The following is a 16,010-nucleotide window of genomic DNA, read 5'->3' on the forward strand; positions in this document are numbered from 1 at the left end:
GGGGCCGCGCCCTTTTTCGTGTCAGGAGGCGGGCGCGAAGGCGGTGCGCGCGGGCGCCGAGGCGGGCGCGATCGCATCGGCGATCACCCGGTCGCGGCCGTGGGACTTGGCGACATAGAGCAGCGTGTCGGCGCGGCTCGCCGCGTCCCAGAGATGTTCGCCGGGCGCCAGCGCGACGACGCCGAAGCTTGCGGTCACGCGCAGATCGGCCAGCGCGAAGGGCCAGCGCACGGCGCGAAGGGCGCTCTGGAGCGATTGGGCGAAGACCTGCGCGCCGGCGAGGTCGGAACTTGCGAGAAATACGGCGAATTCCTCGCCGCCGAAGCGGCAGACGCAGCCGCGCGTCCCGACCATGCGCTCCAGAAGCGTGGCGAAGCCGCAGAGCACGGCATCGCCGGCCTCGTGCCCGTGCCGGTCGTTGATGCGCTTGAAGAAGTCGAGATCGGCGAGGATGATCGCGCCCGGCGCGAGCGGCCCGGCCGCGCGGCGCAGCTCCGCGACGCGCCGCTCGAAGCCGCGCCGGTTGCGCACGAGGGTCAGCGCGTCCATGTCGGACGAGGTGCGGTGGTGCTCGATCACGTCGAGCCCGATCGCCGCCAGGATGGCGAAGGCGATCAGGACGCCCGTCACCGCGCCGCTGAACTGGAACACGAAGGCCCAGGGCGAGTCCCGCCAGTTGGCCACCGTCATCGGCTGGTCGAGCGGGGTGGACAGGAACACGAGATTCTGGAGCCCGAGACTGGCCGCGACGAGGATGCAGAGCCAGAACAGGACCTGATCCATCATGCGGCCGGAGCGCCGGCGGATCGTGGTGGCGGCCAGAAGCATGAGAAGCGAGCAGCCGGCCTGGATCGAGAAGATCTCGAACTGCGCGCTGCCGGTGAGACGGAGCGCGAGATAGGCGCCGAGGAGGCTCGCGCCGACGATCGCCGCGATCACGCCGTAGCGCGGCCGCCGCCCGGCGCGCGAGGCGAAGGCGACATTGGCGCCCGACAGGGCCAGGAGAAACAAGGAATCCTCGAACAAGGGCTTGGCGATCGCGCCCGGCGGCGTCGGGATCACCGTCAGCGCATAGGCGAGGGCGGCGAGGCAGAAGCACCCGCTCCAGGCGTAGAGGCCCGCGCCGATCCGCCCCAGGAGGGCGAAGCCGATCCCGAACGTCAGGAAGGTGGCCGGAACGGCCCAGGCCAGGATGTCCGCCTGCATGAAACCTCAGTCGCCGGGTCGGAAGGCGGTATCGCCATGCGGGTCGGACAGGCCGTCCCCGTCGGATCGCAAGGAGCCAGACTTCTGGGTGAGGAGACTAGCGAGGGTTTGATTAACGCGCTCTTAACGAACCTTATCGCGGCCTGACGAAAGCGCCGCTCCCGCCGGGCCCGACGACGCTGCGCGGGGCGGGAGCGGGGCGGGTCGCGGCCCGCGCTTGCGGCTTGACCCCGGGCCGGTTCCGCCGCACATGAAGCGCATGAGCGCGAGCGAGTCCCTTCCCGATGTCGAGATCGGCCTGTTGAGGCTGAAGGATGCGCGCGAGCTTGCGCCGCTTCTGTCGGCCTACAACCAGGCGATGTTTCGCGGGGCGCCGGGCGCGCCCGACACGTTCTATGCCGAGCAACTCCTGCAGGATCGCACCGGCGAAATCCTCGGCGCGCGGGTGAACGGGGCGCTGGTCGGCTTTCTCGTCTTCTACGATCTGCCCGATCCCTGGACGGGGATGCGCGCCGGCATGGCCGATCATGTGTTCGTGGACCAGGGCCATCGCCGCAAGGGCATCGCCAAGGCCATGGTGGACCTCCTGGCCGACGAGGCGGACGGGCGCGGCTGGTCGCGGCTCGTGCTGCACGCGCCGCGTCATGGCGGCTCGGGCCGCCATCTCTACGAGAAGGTCGCCGAGCCGGCCGACTGGTCGAGCTACGTCATCCGGTTCCTGGATCGCTGAGAGTCTGTTTGACAACCCGACCGGGTCGGCCCGGCGGGTCCTTTTCGCCCCTGTTTCGTTGCTAATCCTCGCCGATGCCGCCGGCATTGACTGCGTTTAGCGCCTTACAGAGACAAAAATTCCCTCGCCGGTCCTCTGCCGGCGAGTTGTCAAACAGACTCTGAAGGCTCGCCCCCGAGCGCCGGGGACGCCGCATCGTCGCAGGGTCCGCCAAGTGGCCGTGATATAATCGGTTTGGATCGTCCAGTGCCCCGAAACCTCCATTCTGCGGCTTGATTTCGCGCTGCGAAGGGGGTTTTAGAAAAACTCCAGATGCTGGGGACGGCCAAGCGCCGACCGCGGCCGAACCGATTCGCGACCGCAACCCCTTCGCGACTGCTTCAGGAGTCGTCCTTGTCCAAGATCCAATCCCAGCGGCCCCTTTCGCCGCATCTGACGATCTACCGCTTCCGCCCGACCATGGCGATGTCGATCCTGCACCGCATCACCGGCGGCGCGCTCTATTTCGGCACGGCGCTCGTGGTCTGGTGGCTCCTGGCGGCGGCGAGCGGCCCGGCGGCCTTCGGCCATGCCTCGGCCTTCTTCGGGTCGATCTTCGGTCGCATCATCCTGTTCGGCTACAGCTGGGCGCTCCTGCACCACGCCGCCGGCGGCGTGCGCCACCTGATCTGGGACACGGGCGCGGGTCTCGGCCGCGAGGAATCCACCCGCTTCGCCATCGCCACGCTGGTCGCCTCGCTTGTCGGGACGGTCCTTCTGTGGCTCGTCGTCGCCATTTTCTAAGGAAGAGCGCCATGGACATGAGAACGCCCCTCAAGCGCGTGCGCGGTTCCGGCGCGGCCGGCGAAGGCACGGGCCATTTCTGGCTGCAGCGCGTCACCGCGATCGCCAATCTGTTTCTGATCGCCTTCTTCGTGGTGCTCGTCATCTCGCTGCACGACGAAAGCTACGAGACGGTCCGCGCGGCGCTTAGCCATCCGATCGTCGGCCTCGTCACCGCGCTTTGCGTCGTGGTGCCCTGCATCCATATGCGTCTCGGCATGCAGACGATCATCGAGGACTATTTCCACGGCGCGCTGAAGGTGCCGCTGGTGATCCTCAACACGTTCTTCGCGTTCCTCGTCGGCGCGGCCGCCGTGTTCGCGATCCTCAAGATCAGCCTGGGAGCTTGACCGCCATGGCGACCGCACAGCCGCACCGCACCGCGCCGGCCCAGAACGGCAAGGCCTACGAGTTCATCGACCACGTCTTCGACGTCGTGGTGGTCGGCGCCGGCGGCGCCGGACTTCGCGCCACGCTCGGCGCGGCGCAGGCCGGCCTCAAGACCGCCTGCATCACCAAGGTCTTCCCGACCCGCTCGCACACCGTCGCCGCACAGGGCGGCGTCGCCGCCTCGCTCGGCAACATGGGCGAGGACAACTGGCGCTGGCACATGTACGACACCGTCAAGGGGTCGGACTGGCTGGGCGATCAGGACGCGATCGAATATCTCGTGCGCAACGCGCCCGCCGCCGTCTACGAACTCGAGCATTTCGGCGTGCCCTTCTCGCGCACGCAGGAAGGCAAGATCTACCAGCGCCCCTTCGGCGGCATGACCACCGATTTCGGCAACGGCCCTCCGGCCCAGCGCACCTGCGCCGCCGCCGACCGCACCGGCCACGCCATCCTGCACACGCTCTACGGCCAGTCGCTCCGGTACTCGTCCGAGTTCTTCATCGAGTATTTCGCGATCGACCTGATCATGGACGAGGAAGGCGCCTGCCGCGGCGTCGTCGCCCTCAACATGGATGACGGCTCGATCCACCGCTTCACCGCCAAGAAGACCATTCTGGCGACCGGCGGCTACGGCCGCGCCTATTTCTCGGCGACCTCGGCCCATACCTGCACGGGCGACGGCAACGCCATGGTGCTGCGCGCCGGCCTGCCCTTGCAGGACATGGAATTCGTGCAGTTCCACCCGACCGGCATTTACGGCGCGGGCTGCCTCATCACCGAAGGCGCGCGCGGCGAGGGCGGCTATCTCACGAATTCCGAAGGCGAGCGCTTCATGGAGCGCTACGCTCCCTCGGCCAAGGATCTCGCCTCGCGCGACGTCGTGTCCCGCTCGATGACGATGGAAATCCGCGAAGGCCGCGGTGTGGGCAAGAACAAGGACCACATCTTCCTTCACCTCGACCATCTCGACCCGAAGATCCTGCACGAGCGCCTGCCGGGCATCTCGGAATCGGCGCGCATCTTCGCGGGCGTCGACGTCACCAAGGAGCCGATCCCGGTTCTGCCGACCGTCCACTACAACATGGGCGGCATCCCGACGAACTATCACGGCGAGGTGCTGACCAAGAAGGACGGTGATCCGGACGCGGTCGTGCCGGGCCTCATGGCGGTCGGCGAAGCGGCCTGCGTGTCGGTCCACGGCGCCAACCGCCTCGGCTCCAACTCGCTGATCGATCTCGTCGTGTTCGGCCGCGCCGCCGCGCTGCGCTGCGCCGAGACGGTGAGCGCCGGCGAGGGACAGGCGCCGCTGCCGCAGGGCGCCGGCGAGAACTCGCTCGCCCGCCTCGACCGCTTCCGCTACGCCAACGGCTCGACCTCGACCGCCGAGCTGCGCGACAACATGCAGCGCACGATGCAGTCCAACTGCGCCGTGTTCCGCACGGGCGAAGTGCTGGAAGAGGGCCACGAGAAGATTCATCAGGTCTGGCGCTCGTCCGACGACGTGCGCGTCACCGACCGCTCGCTCATCTGGAACACCGATCTCGTCGAGACGCTGGAATACGACAACCTGATCTCCCAGGCCGTCGTCACCATGGACTCGGCGCTCGCCCGCCAGGAATCGCGCGGCGCCCATGCGCGCGAGGACTTCCCCGACCGCGACGACGCCAACTGGATGAAGCACACGCTGTCCTTCTGCGACACGCAGAACAAGACCGTGCGCCTCGACGACCGCCCGGTCCACACCTACACGATGTCCAACCAGATCGAGTACATTGCGCCCAAGAAGCGCGTCTACTGATCGGGCGATCCATCGCCGCCGCATCGAAGGCCGCCCCTCGGGGCGGCCTTTTTATTGAGCCGGGCGGCACGCCACCTTCCCGACGCCGGGTGTCTTCGCTATTTCGCGTGGAATGAGTGTGAGGGCGCTGAGCGCGATCGGTGAGAGTCTGCTGCGGCGAAGCCGAATCCTGCGCTTCGCGGTGAAGCAGCGCCTGCGGCTGACCGACCAGCCGACGCTCGTGGTCTATCCCGGCCATCTCACCGGCGGGCGGCTGACGCTGCTCGGGCGCGTTCTGGAAGACGAGGGCGTGTTCGGCGCGCCCCATTCCAACTCGACGTTCTGGAATCTCTATCTCACCTTCAAGCGCTACGAGACCGACGAGATCGGCGGCGCGCGCCTGCGTTGGGAGGCGCTCGGCCATTCGGGCGAGGTGGTGAGCCAGCGCGACGGCTATTTCCGCATCGAGGCGGACGGCTTGCCGATGCCGGAGGGCGAGGCGCCCTGGGTCAGCGTCCGCGTCACGCTGGACACGGCGCGCGGCTACGATTTTGCGCCGATGAGCGTCGACGCGCGCGCGCGCACCGTGTCGCCCAAGGCGCGCTTCGGCGTGATCTCGGATATCGACGACACGATCATCCACACGGGCGCCTTCAAGATGCTGCGCCATTGGCGCATCGTGACCGCCAATTCGCCCGAAGCGCGGCTGCCCTTTCCGGGGGTCTCGCGCTTCTACCGGGCGCTCGCCGAGGGCGCGTCGGGGCCGGACACGAACCCCGTCTTCTACGTCTCCTCCAGCCCCTGGAACCTCGCCGACATTTTCGAGCGCTTCATGGTGCTGCGCTCGATTCCGGTCGGCCCGATGCTCCTGCGCTCGCTCTCCTCCGACGCGCTCGGCTGGCTCCTGCGCCGCCATCACGGGCACAAGGATCGGATGATCGACGCCGTCATGGCGGCCTATCCGAACCTCTCCTTCGTGCTGATCGGCGACAGCGGCCAGAAGGACGCCGCCGTCTATGCCGAGGCCGTGGAGCGCCATCCCGGCCGCGTGCTCGCCGTCCATATCCACGACGTCCTGCCCGAGGGCTGGTCGATGGAGGGCGTGAAGGACGCGCTGCGGCGCATCGAGGCGGCGGGCGTTCCGACGACGCTTGGCCGCACGCTCGCGGACGCTGCCCGGCAGGCCGAAGGGGCGGGGCTGGTGGCCGACGGCACCGAGCTCGCCGTGCTCTCGGAGATCGAGGCGGAAGACGGCAAGCCGAGTCGCTTCGGCCGCTTCCCGGCCATGGTCCAGCCCTGAGACTGCGCCACCGGCAAAGATTCCGAAAGCTCGCTGCAGCTACAATCGTTTAAAGCGGGCCCGCGCGCATCGGCCGTGTTGCACCGCCGCGCTATTCGTGTTTAGCCCCATTCTAAAGAACTGACTTCGCAGCGGAACACGCCCCATGGTGGAACTCAGCCTTCCCAAGAACTCGGTCATCGGCAAGGGCAAGACCTGGCCCAAGCCCGATGGCGCCACGAATGTGCGCGAGTTCGGCATCTATCGCTGGTCGCCGGACGACGGCCAGAATCCGCGCGTCGACACGTTCTATGTCGACACCGACGATTGCGGCCCGATGGTGCTCGACGCGCTGCTCTGGATCAAGAACAACGTCGATTCGACCCTGACGCTGCGCCGCTCCTGCCGCGAGGGCATCTGCGGCTCCTGCGCGATGAACATCGACGGCTCCAACACGCTCGCCTGCACCAAGGGCATGGACGAAGTGTCGGGCGCGGTGAAGGTCTATCCGCTGCCGCACATGCCCGTGGTCAAGGACCTCGTGCCCGATCTGACCGTGCCTTACGCGCAGCTGCGCTCGATCGAGCCCTGGCTCCAGACCGAGACGCCGGAGCCCGAGAAGGAATGGCGCCAGAGCCACGAGGACCGCGAGAAGCTCGACGGGCTCTACGAGTGCATCCTGTGCTTCTGCTGCCAGACCTCGTGCCCGAGCTACTGGTGGAACGGCGACCGCTATCTCGGCCCCGCCGTGCTGCTTCAGGCCTATCGCTGGCTGATCGACAGCCGAGACGAAGCCACGGGCAACCGTCTCGACCAGCTCGAGGACCCGTTCCGCCTGTATCGCTGCCACACGATCATGAACTGCACGCAGGCCTGCCCCAAGGGCCTGAACCCGGCGAAGGCCATTGCCGAAATCAAGAAGATGATGGTCGAGCGCCGCGTCTGACGCTTTTCGCGCGATCCTTTTTCGCGAGACGCCTTGCATCCGCCGTCTTGGTCGCGCCGTATCTGGTGTGAACGAGACGGCGGAGCTTTTTCATGATGCGTTCGAATATCCTGCGGCCGGGTCTGGTCGCGCTTGCCCTTTTCGCCAGCCTCGCGCCCGTGGCGGCGCAGGCCGAGGAGGCGATCTTTGCCGGCGGCTGCTTCTGGTCGATGGAAACCGATCTCGACCGGGTGGACGGCGTGACCTCCACGACCTCGGGCTATATCGGCGGCACGCTGAAGAACCCGACCTATCAGGACGTGATCACCGAGCGCACCGGCCATTACGAGGCGGTGAAGGTGACCTACGACCCCGCGAAAATCTCCTACGAGAAGCTGCTCTCGGCCTATTGGCACTCGATCGACCCGACCGACGCGGGCGGCCAGTTCTGCGATCGCGGCCCGTCCTACCGCACGGCGATCTTTCCGCTCGACGAGGCACAGCGCAAGGCGGCGGAAGTCTCCGCCAAGGTTGTTGCCGCCGATCTCAAGCAGACCGTCGCGACGCAGATCCTGCCCTCCGCGACCTTCTATCCGGCCGAGGACTATCACCAGGACTATGCCAAGAAGAATCCCGGCCATTACAACGCCTATCGCATGGGCTGCGGACGGGATCGCGCGGTGCGCGCCGTCTGGGGCGACAAGGCGCAGATGGGCCTGAAGCCGGCTCATAGCTGACCTCCGCCGAGGGCGCGGGCGAACGCCTGCATTTTTTTCGGGAACCAATCGGCTCCTCGCGAACTTCCCTGCCCAAGAACGCCGGCGCCGCGTGAAACGCGCCGGCCAGCGCACGGAATTTCGCAGGAGCAGTTCATGTCCAAGGCGGGCGCCACGCAGATCCATCCGACCAAGAACTCGATGAACGAGAACCTCCGGGCCTCGATGATCGAGCTTCTTCAGAAGCACCTGGCCTCGTCCATCGACCTGTCCTATTCGGCCAAGCAGGCTCATTGGAACGTCAAGGGGCCGAACTTCATCGGCATCCACCTCCTGTTCGACCGCCTTCACGAAGAAGCCGAAGGCTATGTCGACACGATCGCCGAGCGCCTGACGGCACTGGGCGGGCAGGCGCGCGGCACGGTTCAGGCCTCGGCCGAGGCGACGCTTCTCGACCCCTATCCGCTCGATCTCGTGGATTCGATGGAGCACCTGAAGCGTCTGGCCGACAATTACGCCAAGTGGGGCGGCTTCCTGCGCGAGGCCGTGAAGGAGGCCGACGAGGCGGGCGACGACCTGACCGCCGATCTCTTCACCGGCATCGGCCGCGCCATCGACAAGTCGCTCTACTTCCTGGAAAGCCATTTCCAGCGCGCCTGACCCCGCGCGCCTGAGCGCGGCCCTGATCCGAAGCATCCGAAAGGCGTCCGCGAGGGCGCCTTTCTTGTTGAGGGAAGGGGGGGCGCGGATCGCCCCATTGCCCGCGCCGCCCGCGCGCCTCAGACTGCGGCCTTCCGACCGGAGGCCCTTTGTCCGATGAAACACCCCGACCTTCCGCTGGAGGGCGGTTGCCGCTGCGGCCGCGTTCGTCTGCGCATCTCGGCCCCGCCGCTCGCCACCTTCGCCTGCCATTGCACGGGCTGCCAGCGCATGAGTTCCAGCGCCTATTCGCTGAGCGCCATGGTGCCGGCGGCGGGGTTCGAACTCCTGTCAGGCGAGCCGGTGCGCGGCGGCCTGCGCGAGGGCGCCATCCATCACTTCTTCTGCCCGGACTGCATGAGCTGGCTCTTCACGCGCTGGGAGGGGATGGACGGGCTCGTCAACATCCGCCCGACCATGCTGGACGACACTGCCTGGTTCGCGCCGTTCATCGAGACCTATACGAGCGAGAAGCTGCCCTTTGCCGAAACGGGCGCGGCCCGCAGCTACCCGAAATTCCCCGGCGAGGCGGAGTTTCCGGGTTTGCTTCAGGCCTATGCCGAGGCCGTGGCCGGCGGCTGACTGCGCGGACTTCAGCCTGCTCCGGGTCCTGCTTTCTCCCATTGTCCGGGTGCGAAAGCCGCTCGGCTTTCGCTGGACATGCGCTGGAAGCGTCGCCATCTGAAGGCGACGCACCCGGGGCGGCGCTTGCATCGCGCGAACGTGCCTGCCATGCCGGGCCTTTCCGTTGCGCAGCCGAGCCGACCCGCCTTGTCCCTTCCCGGAGACCTCTTTCCGGCCCGCACCGTTCCGGTGCTCGTGCCCATGCCCGCCGAGCGGCCCTACAGCTACACCGTGCCCGAGGGGATGAGGGTGCAGCCGGGCTCCATCGTGCAGGTGCCGCTCGGGCCCCGGCAGGTCGCGGGCGTCGTGTGGGACGGCGAAACCGACGCGGTGGACCCCAAGAAGCTGAAGGCGATCACCCATGCCTTCGATTGCCCGCCGCTGCCCGAGGCGATGCGCCGCTTCATCGACTGGGTGGCGGACTACACGCTGTCGCCGCCCGGCCTCGTCGCGCGCATGGTGCTGCGCGTGCCCGTCGCCTTCGACCCCGAGCCCTTCGTGGACGGGCTGCGCCTCACCGACCACCGACCCGAACGCCTGACGCCCGCGCGCCAGAAGCTTCTGGAGACCGCGACGGCCGGGCTCGAATGGACGCGGCCGGGCCTCCTTCACGCGAGCGGCGTGTCCGCCTCCGTGCTCGACGGGCTGGTGAAGGCCGGCACGTTCGAGACCGTGAAACTGCCGCCGCACCCGATCGTCTTTCCGCCCGACACGAGCTTCGGCCGGGCGGATTTGAGTGAAACGCAGCGCGACGCGGCCGACCAGCTCTGCGAAGCCGTGGGGGAGGGGGGCTTCTCGGTCTCGCTTCTCGAGGGCGTCACGGGCTCGGGCAAGACCGAGGTCTATTTCGAGGCGGTCGCCAAGGCGCTGGAGGCGGGGCGGCAGGTTCTGATCCTTCTGCCCGAAATCGCGCTGACGCAGAGCTTCATTGACCGCTTCCATCAGCGCTTCGGCACCGAGCCGGCGCAATGGCATTCCGACGTGCCGCCGCGCAACCGCGAGCGCGTCTGGCGACAGGTGGCGGAAGGGCGCGTGCGGGTGGTCGCCGGCGCGCGCTCGGCCCTGTTCCTGCCGTTCCGCGACCTTGGCCTCATCGTCGTCGACGAGGAGCACGACCCCGCCTACAAGCAGGAAGACCGCACCTTCTACAATGCGCGGGACATGGCCGTGGTGCGCGGCCATATCGGCGCCTGCCCGGTGATCCTCGCTTCCGCGACGCCCTCGCTCGAAACCCGCGTCAACGCCCGCTCCGGGCGCTATCGCCATGTGCCGCTCACCGGGCGCTTTCAGGCCGCCGCCCTGCCGAGCCTGCAACTCGTGGACCTGCGCCGCCATCCGCCCGCCAAGGGGCGCTTCATCTCGCCGGTTCTCCACACGGCGATCGAGGAGACGATCGGGCGCGGCGAGCAGGCGCTTCTGTTTCTCAACCGGCGCGGCTATGCGCCGCTGACGCTCTGCCGCGCCTGCGGCCATCGCTTCCAGTGTCGGCAATGCTCGTCCTGGCTGGTGGATCACCGCCTGCGCGGCGTTCTCCAATGCCACCATTGCGGCCATTCCGAGCGCCGGCCCGAGGCCTGCCCGGCCTGCGGCACGCTGGATCACCTCGTCGCCTGCGGCCCGGGCGTCGAGCGCGTGGCTGAGGAAATGCTCCAGGCCTTTCCCGAGGCCCGCACGATCCTCCTCTCGTCCGACCTGCCGGGCGGCGCGCGGCGGCTGCGGCGCGAGCTCGACGCCGTGGCCGAGGGCGAGGCCGATATCGTGATCGGCACGCAGCTCGTCGCCAAGGGACACCACTTCCCGCTGATGACGCTGGTCGGCGCCGTGGATGCCGATCTCGGGCTCAACAATGGCGATCCGCGCGCCGCCGAGCGCACCTTCCAGCTCCTGCATCAGGTGACGGGCCGTGCCGGGCGCTCGGGGCTCCCCAGCCGGGGCCTGATCCAGACCTTCGCGCCCGAACATGCCGTGATGCAGGCGATCGCGGCCGGCGACCCCGAGCGATTCTACGAACGCGAAACGGCCGAGCGCGAACGCGCCGGCCTTCCGCCCTTCGGCCGCCTCGCCGCCATCATCGTCTCGGCCGATTCGCGGCGCGAGGCGGAGGAATACGGTCGCCTCCTGCGCATCGCCGCGCCCGAGGACGACGATCTCGAAGTGCTCGGCCCCGCCGAAGCGCCGCTCGGCCTCGTGCGCGGGCGCCATCGCTTCCGACTGCTGATCCAGGGCGGCAAGCGCGCGCCGATCCAGAGCTTCGTGCGCGCGATGATGGCAAGCGCCCCGAAGGCGCGCGGATCGGTGCAGGTTCAGATCGACATCGACCCGCAAAGCTTCCTATGAGGAACGAGCGGCGAGACGACGGGGCAGGGACATGAGCGAGCGGAAAGGCGGCGAGCGGCGGCGCGGGTTTCGAGGGATCGGCGCGCTGATTCTGGGACTGGCCCTGTCCGGCGCGGCGAACGCGGCGAGCGAACCGGCGACGCGGACGGCAACGGAGGCTCCAAGCGCCCAAGCGGGTGCTTCATCCGCCCAGACGAGTGCTTCACCCGCCCAGACGGGTGCTTCACCCGCCCCGGCGGCGGGCGCACAAGCGCCGACGACCGCTCTCGCGTCCCCCGCCGACGCGGCGCAAACCGCGTCCACCCTCCTTTGGTATCCCGCGCCCGCGCGCTGCGCCTTCTTCACGCCCGAGGATTGGGCGCGCTTTCGCCCGGGCGATCCCGCCACCTGGCGGTTCCGCTTCCTCGTTCTCGCCGGGCCCAAGCCCAGCGAATCAGCCGAGCGACCCGAACGTGGCTATGTCATGAAGGACGGGCTCGTGCGCGAGCTGGAGAAAGTCCGCAGCGGACCGGACGCGGAGGGCGCGAGCGTCACCGTCTGGCGCTCGGCCGGCGAGCCGCGCCTCAACATCACCACGACGCTGCGCCCCGCGCCGGACGACAAGGCCGAGCCCGCCGGGCGCCAGCGCCTCGGTGGCACGCTCGCCACGGTTCGGGGCGAAGGGCGCGACGTCACCGACATCGTCGGCACCTGCGAGGACTGACGCGGCTTGACCTCGTCGCCGCGCTCGCGTTCCTCGCAAACCAGACGCCCATCCCGGCCCGTTCACCTTTTCGCGAGCATTTTCCCATGAGCTTCGAGCTTCCCACCACTCTGCCCGATCTTCTGCCCTTCATCGCGGCCTGCGTTTCCGTGCTTTACGGGCTCTTCGCCCTCTTCGCGCCGCGCCTCTTCCTGCGCGCCCACGGGCTGATGGCGGTGGAAACGCGGCGCACGGGACTGGCGGAAATTCGGGGCACGATCGCGGGCTTTCCCTTGGGGCTCGGCGTCGCTCTCCTGACGCTCGGCTCCTACCAGACCTTGATTCAGCTCGCGATCGGCGCGGCCTGGCTCTTCGTCGCCTTCGGGCGCCTCGTCTCCATCCTCTCGGACAAGGGCGCCACGCTTCTCAACTGGGCGCTGTTTCTGTTCAACCTCGCCCTTGCCGCGCTCTGCCTCGCGCCCGCCTTCGGCCTCGTCGCGGCGTGAGGGCGCGGGGCGCGTAAAGCACGCCGAGCTATCGAAAAAATGGGCGCGAAAGCTCCATTGTCGTCCCCGGATCGCTGTGTTAGACGACCTTCATTCCGGCGCGGCGGTGCTTTGTTCCCCTCCGTCGCCATTTTTTTGACCCGTTTCAGGTGTCGCGCTCGGCTCTCTTTGCGAGGCGCCTCGAACCAGACGTGAAGAGAAGCGCTCGTCCGTGGCCCAATCATCCTCTCCGGTTTCCGGAGTCGCAGAACGCTACGCCCAGTCCCTCTTCGAACTCGCGCGTGACGAGGGTTCGCTCGAGACGGTGGAACGGGAACTCGTCCAGTTCCAGTCGCTGATCGAGGACAATGCGGACTTCCGCCGCTTGGTCGAAAGCCCCGCTTTCAGCTCCGACACCCAGCTTCAGGCGATCGAGGCGATCGTGGCCGCGACCGGCCCGTCGCCCCTGGTCGGCAATTTCCTGAAGGTCGTGGCCGGCAACCGCCGCCTCTTCGCCCTTCCCGCCATCATCCGGGGTGTCCGGGCGATGGCCGCCGCTCATCGCGGCGAGGTCGAGGCCGAGGTGGTGAGCGCCCACGCCCTGACCGACGAGCAGCGCCGCGAACTTGCGGACGCGCTCGGCTCCTACACTCACAAGACGGTGACGATGCGCGAGAGCGTCGATCCCTCGCTTCTCGGCGGCCTCGTGGTCCGCATCGGTTCGCGTCAGATCGACACCTCGCTTCGCACCAAACTCTCATCCCTTAAGCTTGCGCTGAAAGAGGTCGGCTGATGGACATCCGGGCCGCGGAAATTTCCGCAATCCTCAAGAACCAGATCAAGAACTTCGGCAGCGAGGCGGAAGTCTCGGAAGTCGGTACGGTTCTGTCCGTCGGTGACGGTATCGCTCGCGTCTACGGCCTCGACCAGTGCCAGGCCGGCGAAATGGTCGAGTTCCCCGGCGGCGTGCGCGGCATGGCGCTGAACCTCGAGTCCGACAATGTCGGCGTCGTGATCTTCGGTTCCGACCGCGACATCAAGGAAGGCGACACCGTCCGCCGCACCGGCGCGATCGTGGACGTTCCGGTCGGCAAGGGCCTGCTCGGCCGCGTGGTCGACGGTCTCGGCAACCCGATCGACGGCAAGGGCCCGATCGACGGCGTCGAGCGCCGCCGCGTCGACGTCAAGGCGCCCGGCATCATCCCGCGCAAGTCGGTGCACGAGCCGATGTCGACCGGCCTCAAGGCCATCGACGCGCTGATCCCGATCGGCCGTGGCCAGCGCGAGCTGGTCATCGGCGATCGTCAGACCGGCAAGACCGCCATTCTGCTCGACACGTTCCTGAATCAGAAGCCGGCGCACGACGCGGGCAACGAGAAGGACCGTCTCTACTGCATCTACGTCGCGATCGGCCAGAAGCGCTCGACCGTCGCGCAGTTCGTCCGCACGCTCGAAGAGCGCGGCGCCATGCAGTACTCGATCGTCGTCGCCGCCACCGCTTCGGACCCGGCTCCGATGCAGTACATCGCGCCCTTCGCGGGCTGCGCCATGGGCGAGTATTTCCGCGACAACGGCATGCACGCCGTGATCGCCTATGACGATCTGTCCAAGCAGGCCGTCTCCTACCGCCAGATGTCGCTGCTGCTGCGCCGCCCGCCGGGCCGCGAAGCCTATCCGGGCGACGTCTTCTACCTGCACTCCCGTCTTCTGGAGCGCGCGGCCAAGCTCAACGACGAGATGGGCGCCGGCTCGCTGACCGCTCTTCCCGTCATCGAGACGCAGGCCAACGACGTGTCGGCCTACATCCCGACCAACGTGATCTCGATCACCGACGGCCAGATCTTCCTCGAGACCAACCTGTTCTACCAGGGCATCCGCCCGGCGGTGAACGTCGGTCTCTCGGTGTCGCGCGTCGGCTCGGCCGCCCAGATCAAGGCGATGAAGCAGGTCGCCGGTTCGATCAAGGGCGAGCTCGCGCAGTACCGCGAAATGGCGGCCTTCGCGCAGTTCGGCTCGGATCTCGACGCCGCCACGCAGCGCCTCCTCAACCGCGGCGCGCGCCTGACCGAACTCCTGAAGCAGCCGCAGTTCTCGCCGCTGAAGACGGAAGAGCAGGTCGCGGTGATCTTCGCGGGCACGCAGGGCTATCTCGACAAGCTGAAGGTCACGGATGTCGGCCGCTTCGAGGAGGGTCTCCTCTCGCTGCTGCGCACCGAGCACAAGGCGATCCTCGACACGATCGCCACCGAGAAGCAGCTGTCCGACGACACGCGCGGCAAGCTCAAGGCCGCCCTCGAGCAGTACGCGAAGTCCTTCGCTTAAAGTCGCGACGGTTCTTTGACTGATATCGGCTAGCGCCGGATAGGAGACGCACCAGACCCATGGCTTCGCTCAAGGATCTGAGAAACCGCATCGCCTCGGTCAAGGCGACGCAGAAGATCACCAAGGCCATGCAGATGGTCGCGGCGGCCAAGCTCCGTCGCGCCCAGGAAGCGGCCGAGGCGGCGCGTCCCTATTCCGAACGCATCGCGTCGGTGATGCGCAACATCGCCGGTGCCATGGAAGGGGGCGATGTCGCATCGCCCCTCATGGCCGGAACGGGCAAGGACGACACGCATCTGCTCGTCGTCTTCACGAGCGATCGCGGCCTGTGCGGCGGTTTCAACGCCCAGATCGTGCGCCTCGTGCGCGAGCATGTCCGTCGCCTCGAAGCGGCCGGCAAGGTGGTGAAGATCATCTCGGTCGGCAAGAAGGGCACGGACATCATGCGCCGCGACTTCGGCTCGAAGATCGTGGCCCGGCTCGACCACAGCGGTCATCGCACGGCGAATTTCGCCGAGGCGGAAGCCGTGGCCGACATGGTCATGGACCTGTTCGCCAAGGGCGAATTCGATGTCGCGACGATCTTCTTCTCGGCCTTCGAGAACGTCATTACGCAGCGCCCGACCGCCCAGCGCATCATTCCCGCCGATGTCGGCGTGACGGATGGCGAATCGGCGGCCCCGGTGGCCGAGGGCGGCGCGCTCTACGAATACGAGCCGGAGCCCGAGGCGATCCTCGAGGATCTGATCCCGCGCAACATCAAGGTTCAGGTGTTCCGGGCGCTTCTCGAAAACGCCGCGTCCGAACAGGGCGCGCGCATGAGCGCCATGGACAACGCCACGCGCAACGCCGGCGACATGATCAACAAGCTGTCGATCTCCTACAACCGCCAGCGCCAGGCGCAGATCACGACGGAACTGATCGAGATCATCGCGGGCGCCGAAGCGCTCTAATCCTTTGCGGCCGGTACCGGATGCGGTATCGGCCAGTCTATCAGACGACGGACGCGGGAG

The 16,010-nt window shown here is 67.7% G+C and carries 16 protein-coding genes; 15 read left to right on the forward strand and 1 reads right to left on the reverse strand.

The genetic code is table 11. The features are described 5' to 3' along the window. Positions 1-21: 21 nt before the first annotated feature. Positions 22-1,206 carry a GGDEF domain-containing protein gene (locus B146_RS0102700; RefSeq protein ID WP_019994874.1) on the reverse strand — a complete coding sequence of 395 codons (1,185 nt, stop codon included), beginning with the start codon at positions 1,204-1,206 and terminating at the stop codon, positions 22-24. 259 nt (positions 1,207-1,465) lie between these two features. Here B146_RS0102700 and B146_RS0102705 point away from each other — a divergent pair, with 259 nt between their 5' ends. The 15 genes from B146_RS0102705 to B146_RS0102775 all read left to right on the forward strand — a co-directional run bounded on the left by B146_RS0102705 (position 1,466) and on the right by B146_RS0102775 (position 15,950). Continuing rightward, positions 1,466-1,936 carry a GNAT family N-acetyltransferase gene (locus tag B146_RS0102705; protein ID WP_019994875.1) on the forward strand — a complete coding sequence of 157 codons (471 nt, stop codon included), beginning with the start codon at positions 1,466-1,468 and terminating at the stop codon, positions 1,934-1,936. 393 nt (positions 1,937-2,329) lie between these two features. Further along, positions 2,330-2,719: a succinate dehydrogenase, cytochrome b556 subunit gene (sdhC, locus tag B146_RS0102710; RefSeq protein WP_026358267.1), complete on the forward strand. Its 390-nt coding sequence runs from the start codon at positions 2,330-2,332 to the stop codon at positions 2,717-2,719. An 11-nt stretch (positions 2,720-2,730) separates the two neighbouring features. Further along, a complete protein-coding gene (gene sdhD / locus B146_RS0102715; protein WP_019994877.1) occupies positions 2,731-3,108 on the forward strand; it encodes a succinate dehydrogenase, hydrophobic membrane anchor protein in 378 nt (125 codons plus the stop codon). Positions 3,109-3,113: 5 nt separating this feature from the next. Then, the gene (gene sdhA, locus B146_RS0102720; RefSeq protein WP_019994878.1) at positions 3,114-4,949 is read left to right on the forward strand and encodes a succinate dehydrogenase flavoprotein subunit; all 1,836 of its coding nucleotides are present in this window, start codon (positions 3,114-3,116) and stop codon (positions 4,947-4,949) included. Positions 4,950-5,067: 118 nt separating this feature from the next. After that, positions 5,068-6,228 (forward strand): App1 family protein, encoded by a 1,161-nt coding sequence (locus B146_RS24810; RefSeq protein ID WP_060577649.1) that lies wholly within the window; start codon positions 5,068-5,070, stop codon positions 6,226-6,228. 145 nt (positions 6,229-6,373) lie between these two features. Beyond that, the gene (locus tag B146_RS0102730; RefSeq protein ID WP_019994880.1) at positions 6,374-7,153 is read left to right on the forward strand and encodes a succinate dehydrogenase iron-sulfur subunit; all 780 of its coding nucleotides are present in this window, start codon (positions 6,374-6,376) and stop codon (positions 7,151-7,153) included. Positions 7,154-7,245: 92 nt separating this feature from the next. Further along, positions 7,246-7,869, forward strand: a complete 624-nt coding sequence (gene msrA / locus B146_RS0102735) for a peptide-methionine (S)-S-oxide reductase MsrA (RefSeq protein ID WP_019994881.1) — start codon at positions 7,246-7,248, stop codon at positions 7,867-7,869. Positions 7,870-8,004: 135 nt separating this feature from the next. Further along, entirely contained in the window at positions 8,005-8,508 is a 504-nt protein-coding gene (gene dps, locus B146_RS0102740; RefSeq protein ID WP_019994882.1) for a DNA starvation/stationary phase protection protein Dps, read from the forward strand. Positions 8,509-8,664: 156 nt separating this feature from the next. After that, a complete protein-coding gene (locus tag B146_RS0102745) occupies positions 8,665-9,129 on the forward strand; it encodes a GFA family protein (RefSeq protein ID WP_019994883.1) in 465 nt (154 codons plus the stop codon). A gap of 150 nt (positions 9,130-9,279) precedes the next feature. Continuing rightward, positions 9,280-11,508: a primosomal protein N' gene (locus B146_RS0102750; RefSeq protein WP_155897322.1), complete on the forward strand. Its 2,229-nt coding sequence runs from the start codon at positions 9,280-9,282 to the stop codon at positions 11,506-11,508. Between the two features lie 31 nt (positions 11,509-11,539). Beyond that, positions 11,540-12,211: a hypothetical protein gene (locus B146_RS0102755; protein ID WP_019994885.1), complete on the forward strand. Its 672-nt coding sequence runs from the start codon at positions 11,540-11,542 to the stop codon at positions 12,209-12,211. An 86-nt stretch (positions 12,212-12,297) separates the two neighbouring features. Further along, positions 12,298-12,696, forward strand: coding sequence for an AGROH133_08824 family phage infection protein (locus B146_RS0102760; RefSeq protein ID WP_019994886.1), 399 nt, complete (start codon positions 12,298-12,300; stop codon positions 12,694-12,696). A gap of 211 nt (positions 12,697-12,907) precedes the next feature. Beyond that, positions 12,908-13,468: a F0F1 ATP synthase subunit delta gene (locus B146_RS0102765; protein WP_026358269.1), complete on the forward strand. Its 561-nt coding sequence runs from the start codon at positions 12,908-12,910 to the stop codon at positions 13,466-13,468. Further along, entirely contained in the window at positions 13,468-14,997 is a 1,530-nt protein-coding gene (atpA, locus tag B146_RS0102770) for a F0F1 ATP synthase subunit alpha (RefSeq protein ID WP_019994888.1), read from the forward strand. The genes B146_RS0102765 and atpA overlap by 1 nt, the downstream gene beginning before the upstream one ends. Positions 14,998-15,056: 59 nt before the next feature. Beyond that, positions 15,057-15,950, forward strand: a complete 894-nt coding sequence (locus B146_RS0102775) for a F0F1 ATP synthase subunit gamma (protein WP_019994889.1) — start codon at positions 15,057-15,059, stop codon at positions 15,948-15,950. The last annotated feature ends 60 nt before the right edge of the window (positions 15,951-16,010 follow it).

The organism is Aureimonas ureilytica DSM 18598 = NBRC 106430, from assembly GCF_000382705.1.
Taxonomy (GTDB): domain Bacteria; phylum Pseudomonadota; class Alphaproteobacteria; order Rhizobiales; family Rhizobiaceae; genus Aureimonas; species Aureimonas ureilytica.

Bases quoted from the DNA above. Each gene is read 5' to 3' on its own strand.
- B146_RS0102700 (WP_019994874.1), bottom strand. From the start codon at position 1,206: ATGCAGGCGGACATCCTGGCCTGGGCCGTTCCGGCCACCTTCCTGACG.
- B146_RS0102730 (WP_019994880.1), top strand. From the start codon at position 6,374: ATGGTGGAACTCAGCCTTCCCAAGAACTCGGTCATCGGCAAGGGCAAG.
- B146_RS0102760 (WP_019994886.1), top strand. From the start codon at position 12,298: ATGAGCTTCGAGCTTCCCACCACTCTGCCCGATCTTCTGCCCTTCATC.
- B146_RS0102705 (WP_019994875.1), top strand. From the start codon at position 1,466: ATGAGCGCGAGCGAGTCCCTTCCCGATGTCGAGATCGGCCTGTTGAGG.
- atpA (WP_019994888.1), top strand. From the start codon at position 13,468: ATGGACATCCGGGCCGCGGAAATTTCCGCAATCCTCAAGAACCAGATC.
- B146_RS0102755 (WP_019994885.1), top strand. From the start codon at position 11,540: ATGAGCGAGCGGAAAGGCGGCGAGCGGCGGCGCGGGTTTCGAGGGATC.
- dps (WP_019994882.1), top strand. From the start codon at position 8,005: ATGTCCAAGGCGGGCGCCACGCAGATCCATCCGACCAAGAACTCGATG.
- B146_RS0102775 (WP_019994889.1), top strand. From the start codon at position 15,057: ATGGCTTCGCTCAAGGATCTGAGAAACCGCATCGCCTCGGTCAAGGCG.
- msrA (WP_019994881.1), top strand. From the start codon at position 7,246: ATGATGCGTTCGAATATCCTGCGGCCGGGTCTGGTCGCGCTTGCCCTT.
- B146_RS0102750 (WP_155897322.1), top strand. From the start codon at position 9,280: ATGCCGGGCCTTTCCGTTGCGCAGCCGAGCCGACCCGCCTTGTCCCTT.
- sdhD (WP_019994877.1), top strand. From the start codon at position 2,731: ATGGACATGAGAACGCCCCTCAAGCGCGTGCGCGGTTCCGGCGCGGCC.
- sdhA (WP_019994878.1), top strand. From the start codon at position 3,114: ATGGCGACCGCACAGCCGCACCGCACCGCGCCGGCCCAGAACGGCAAG.
- B146_RS0102745 (WP_019994883.1), top strand. From the start codon at position 8,665: ATGAAACACCCCGACCTTCCGCTGGAGGGCGGTTGCCGCTGCGGCCGC.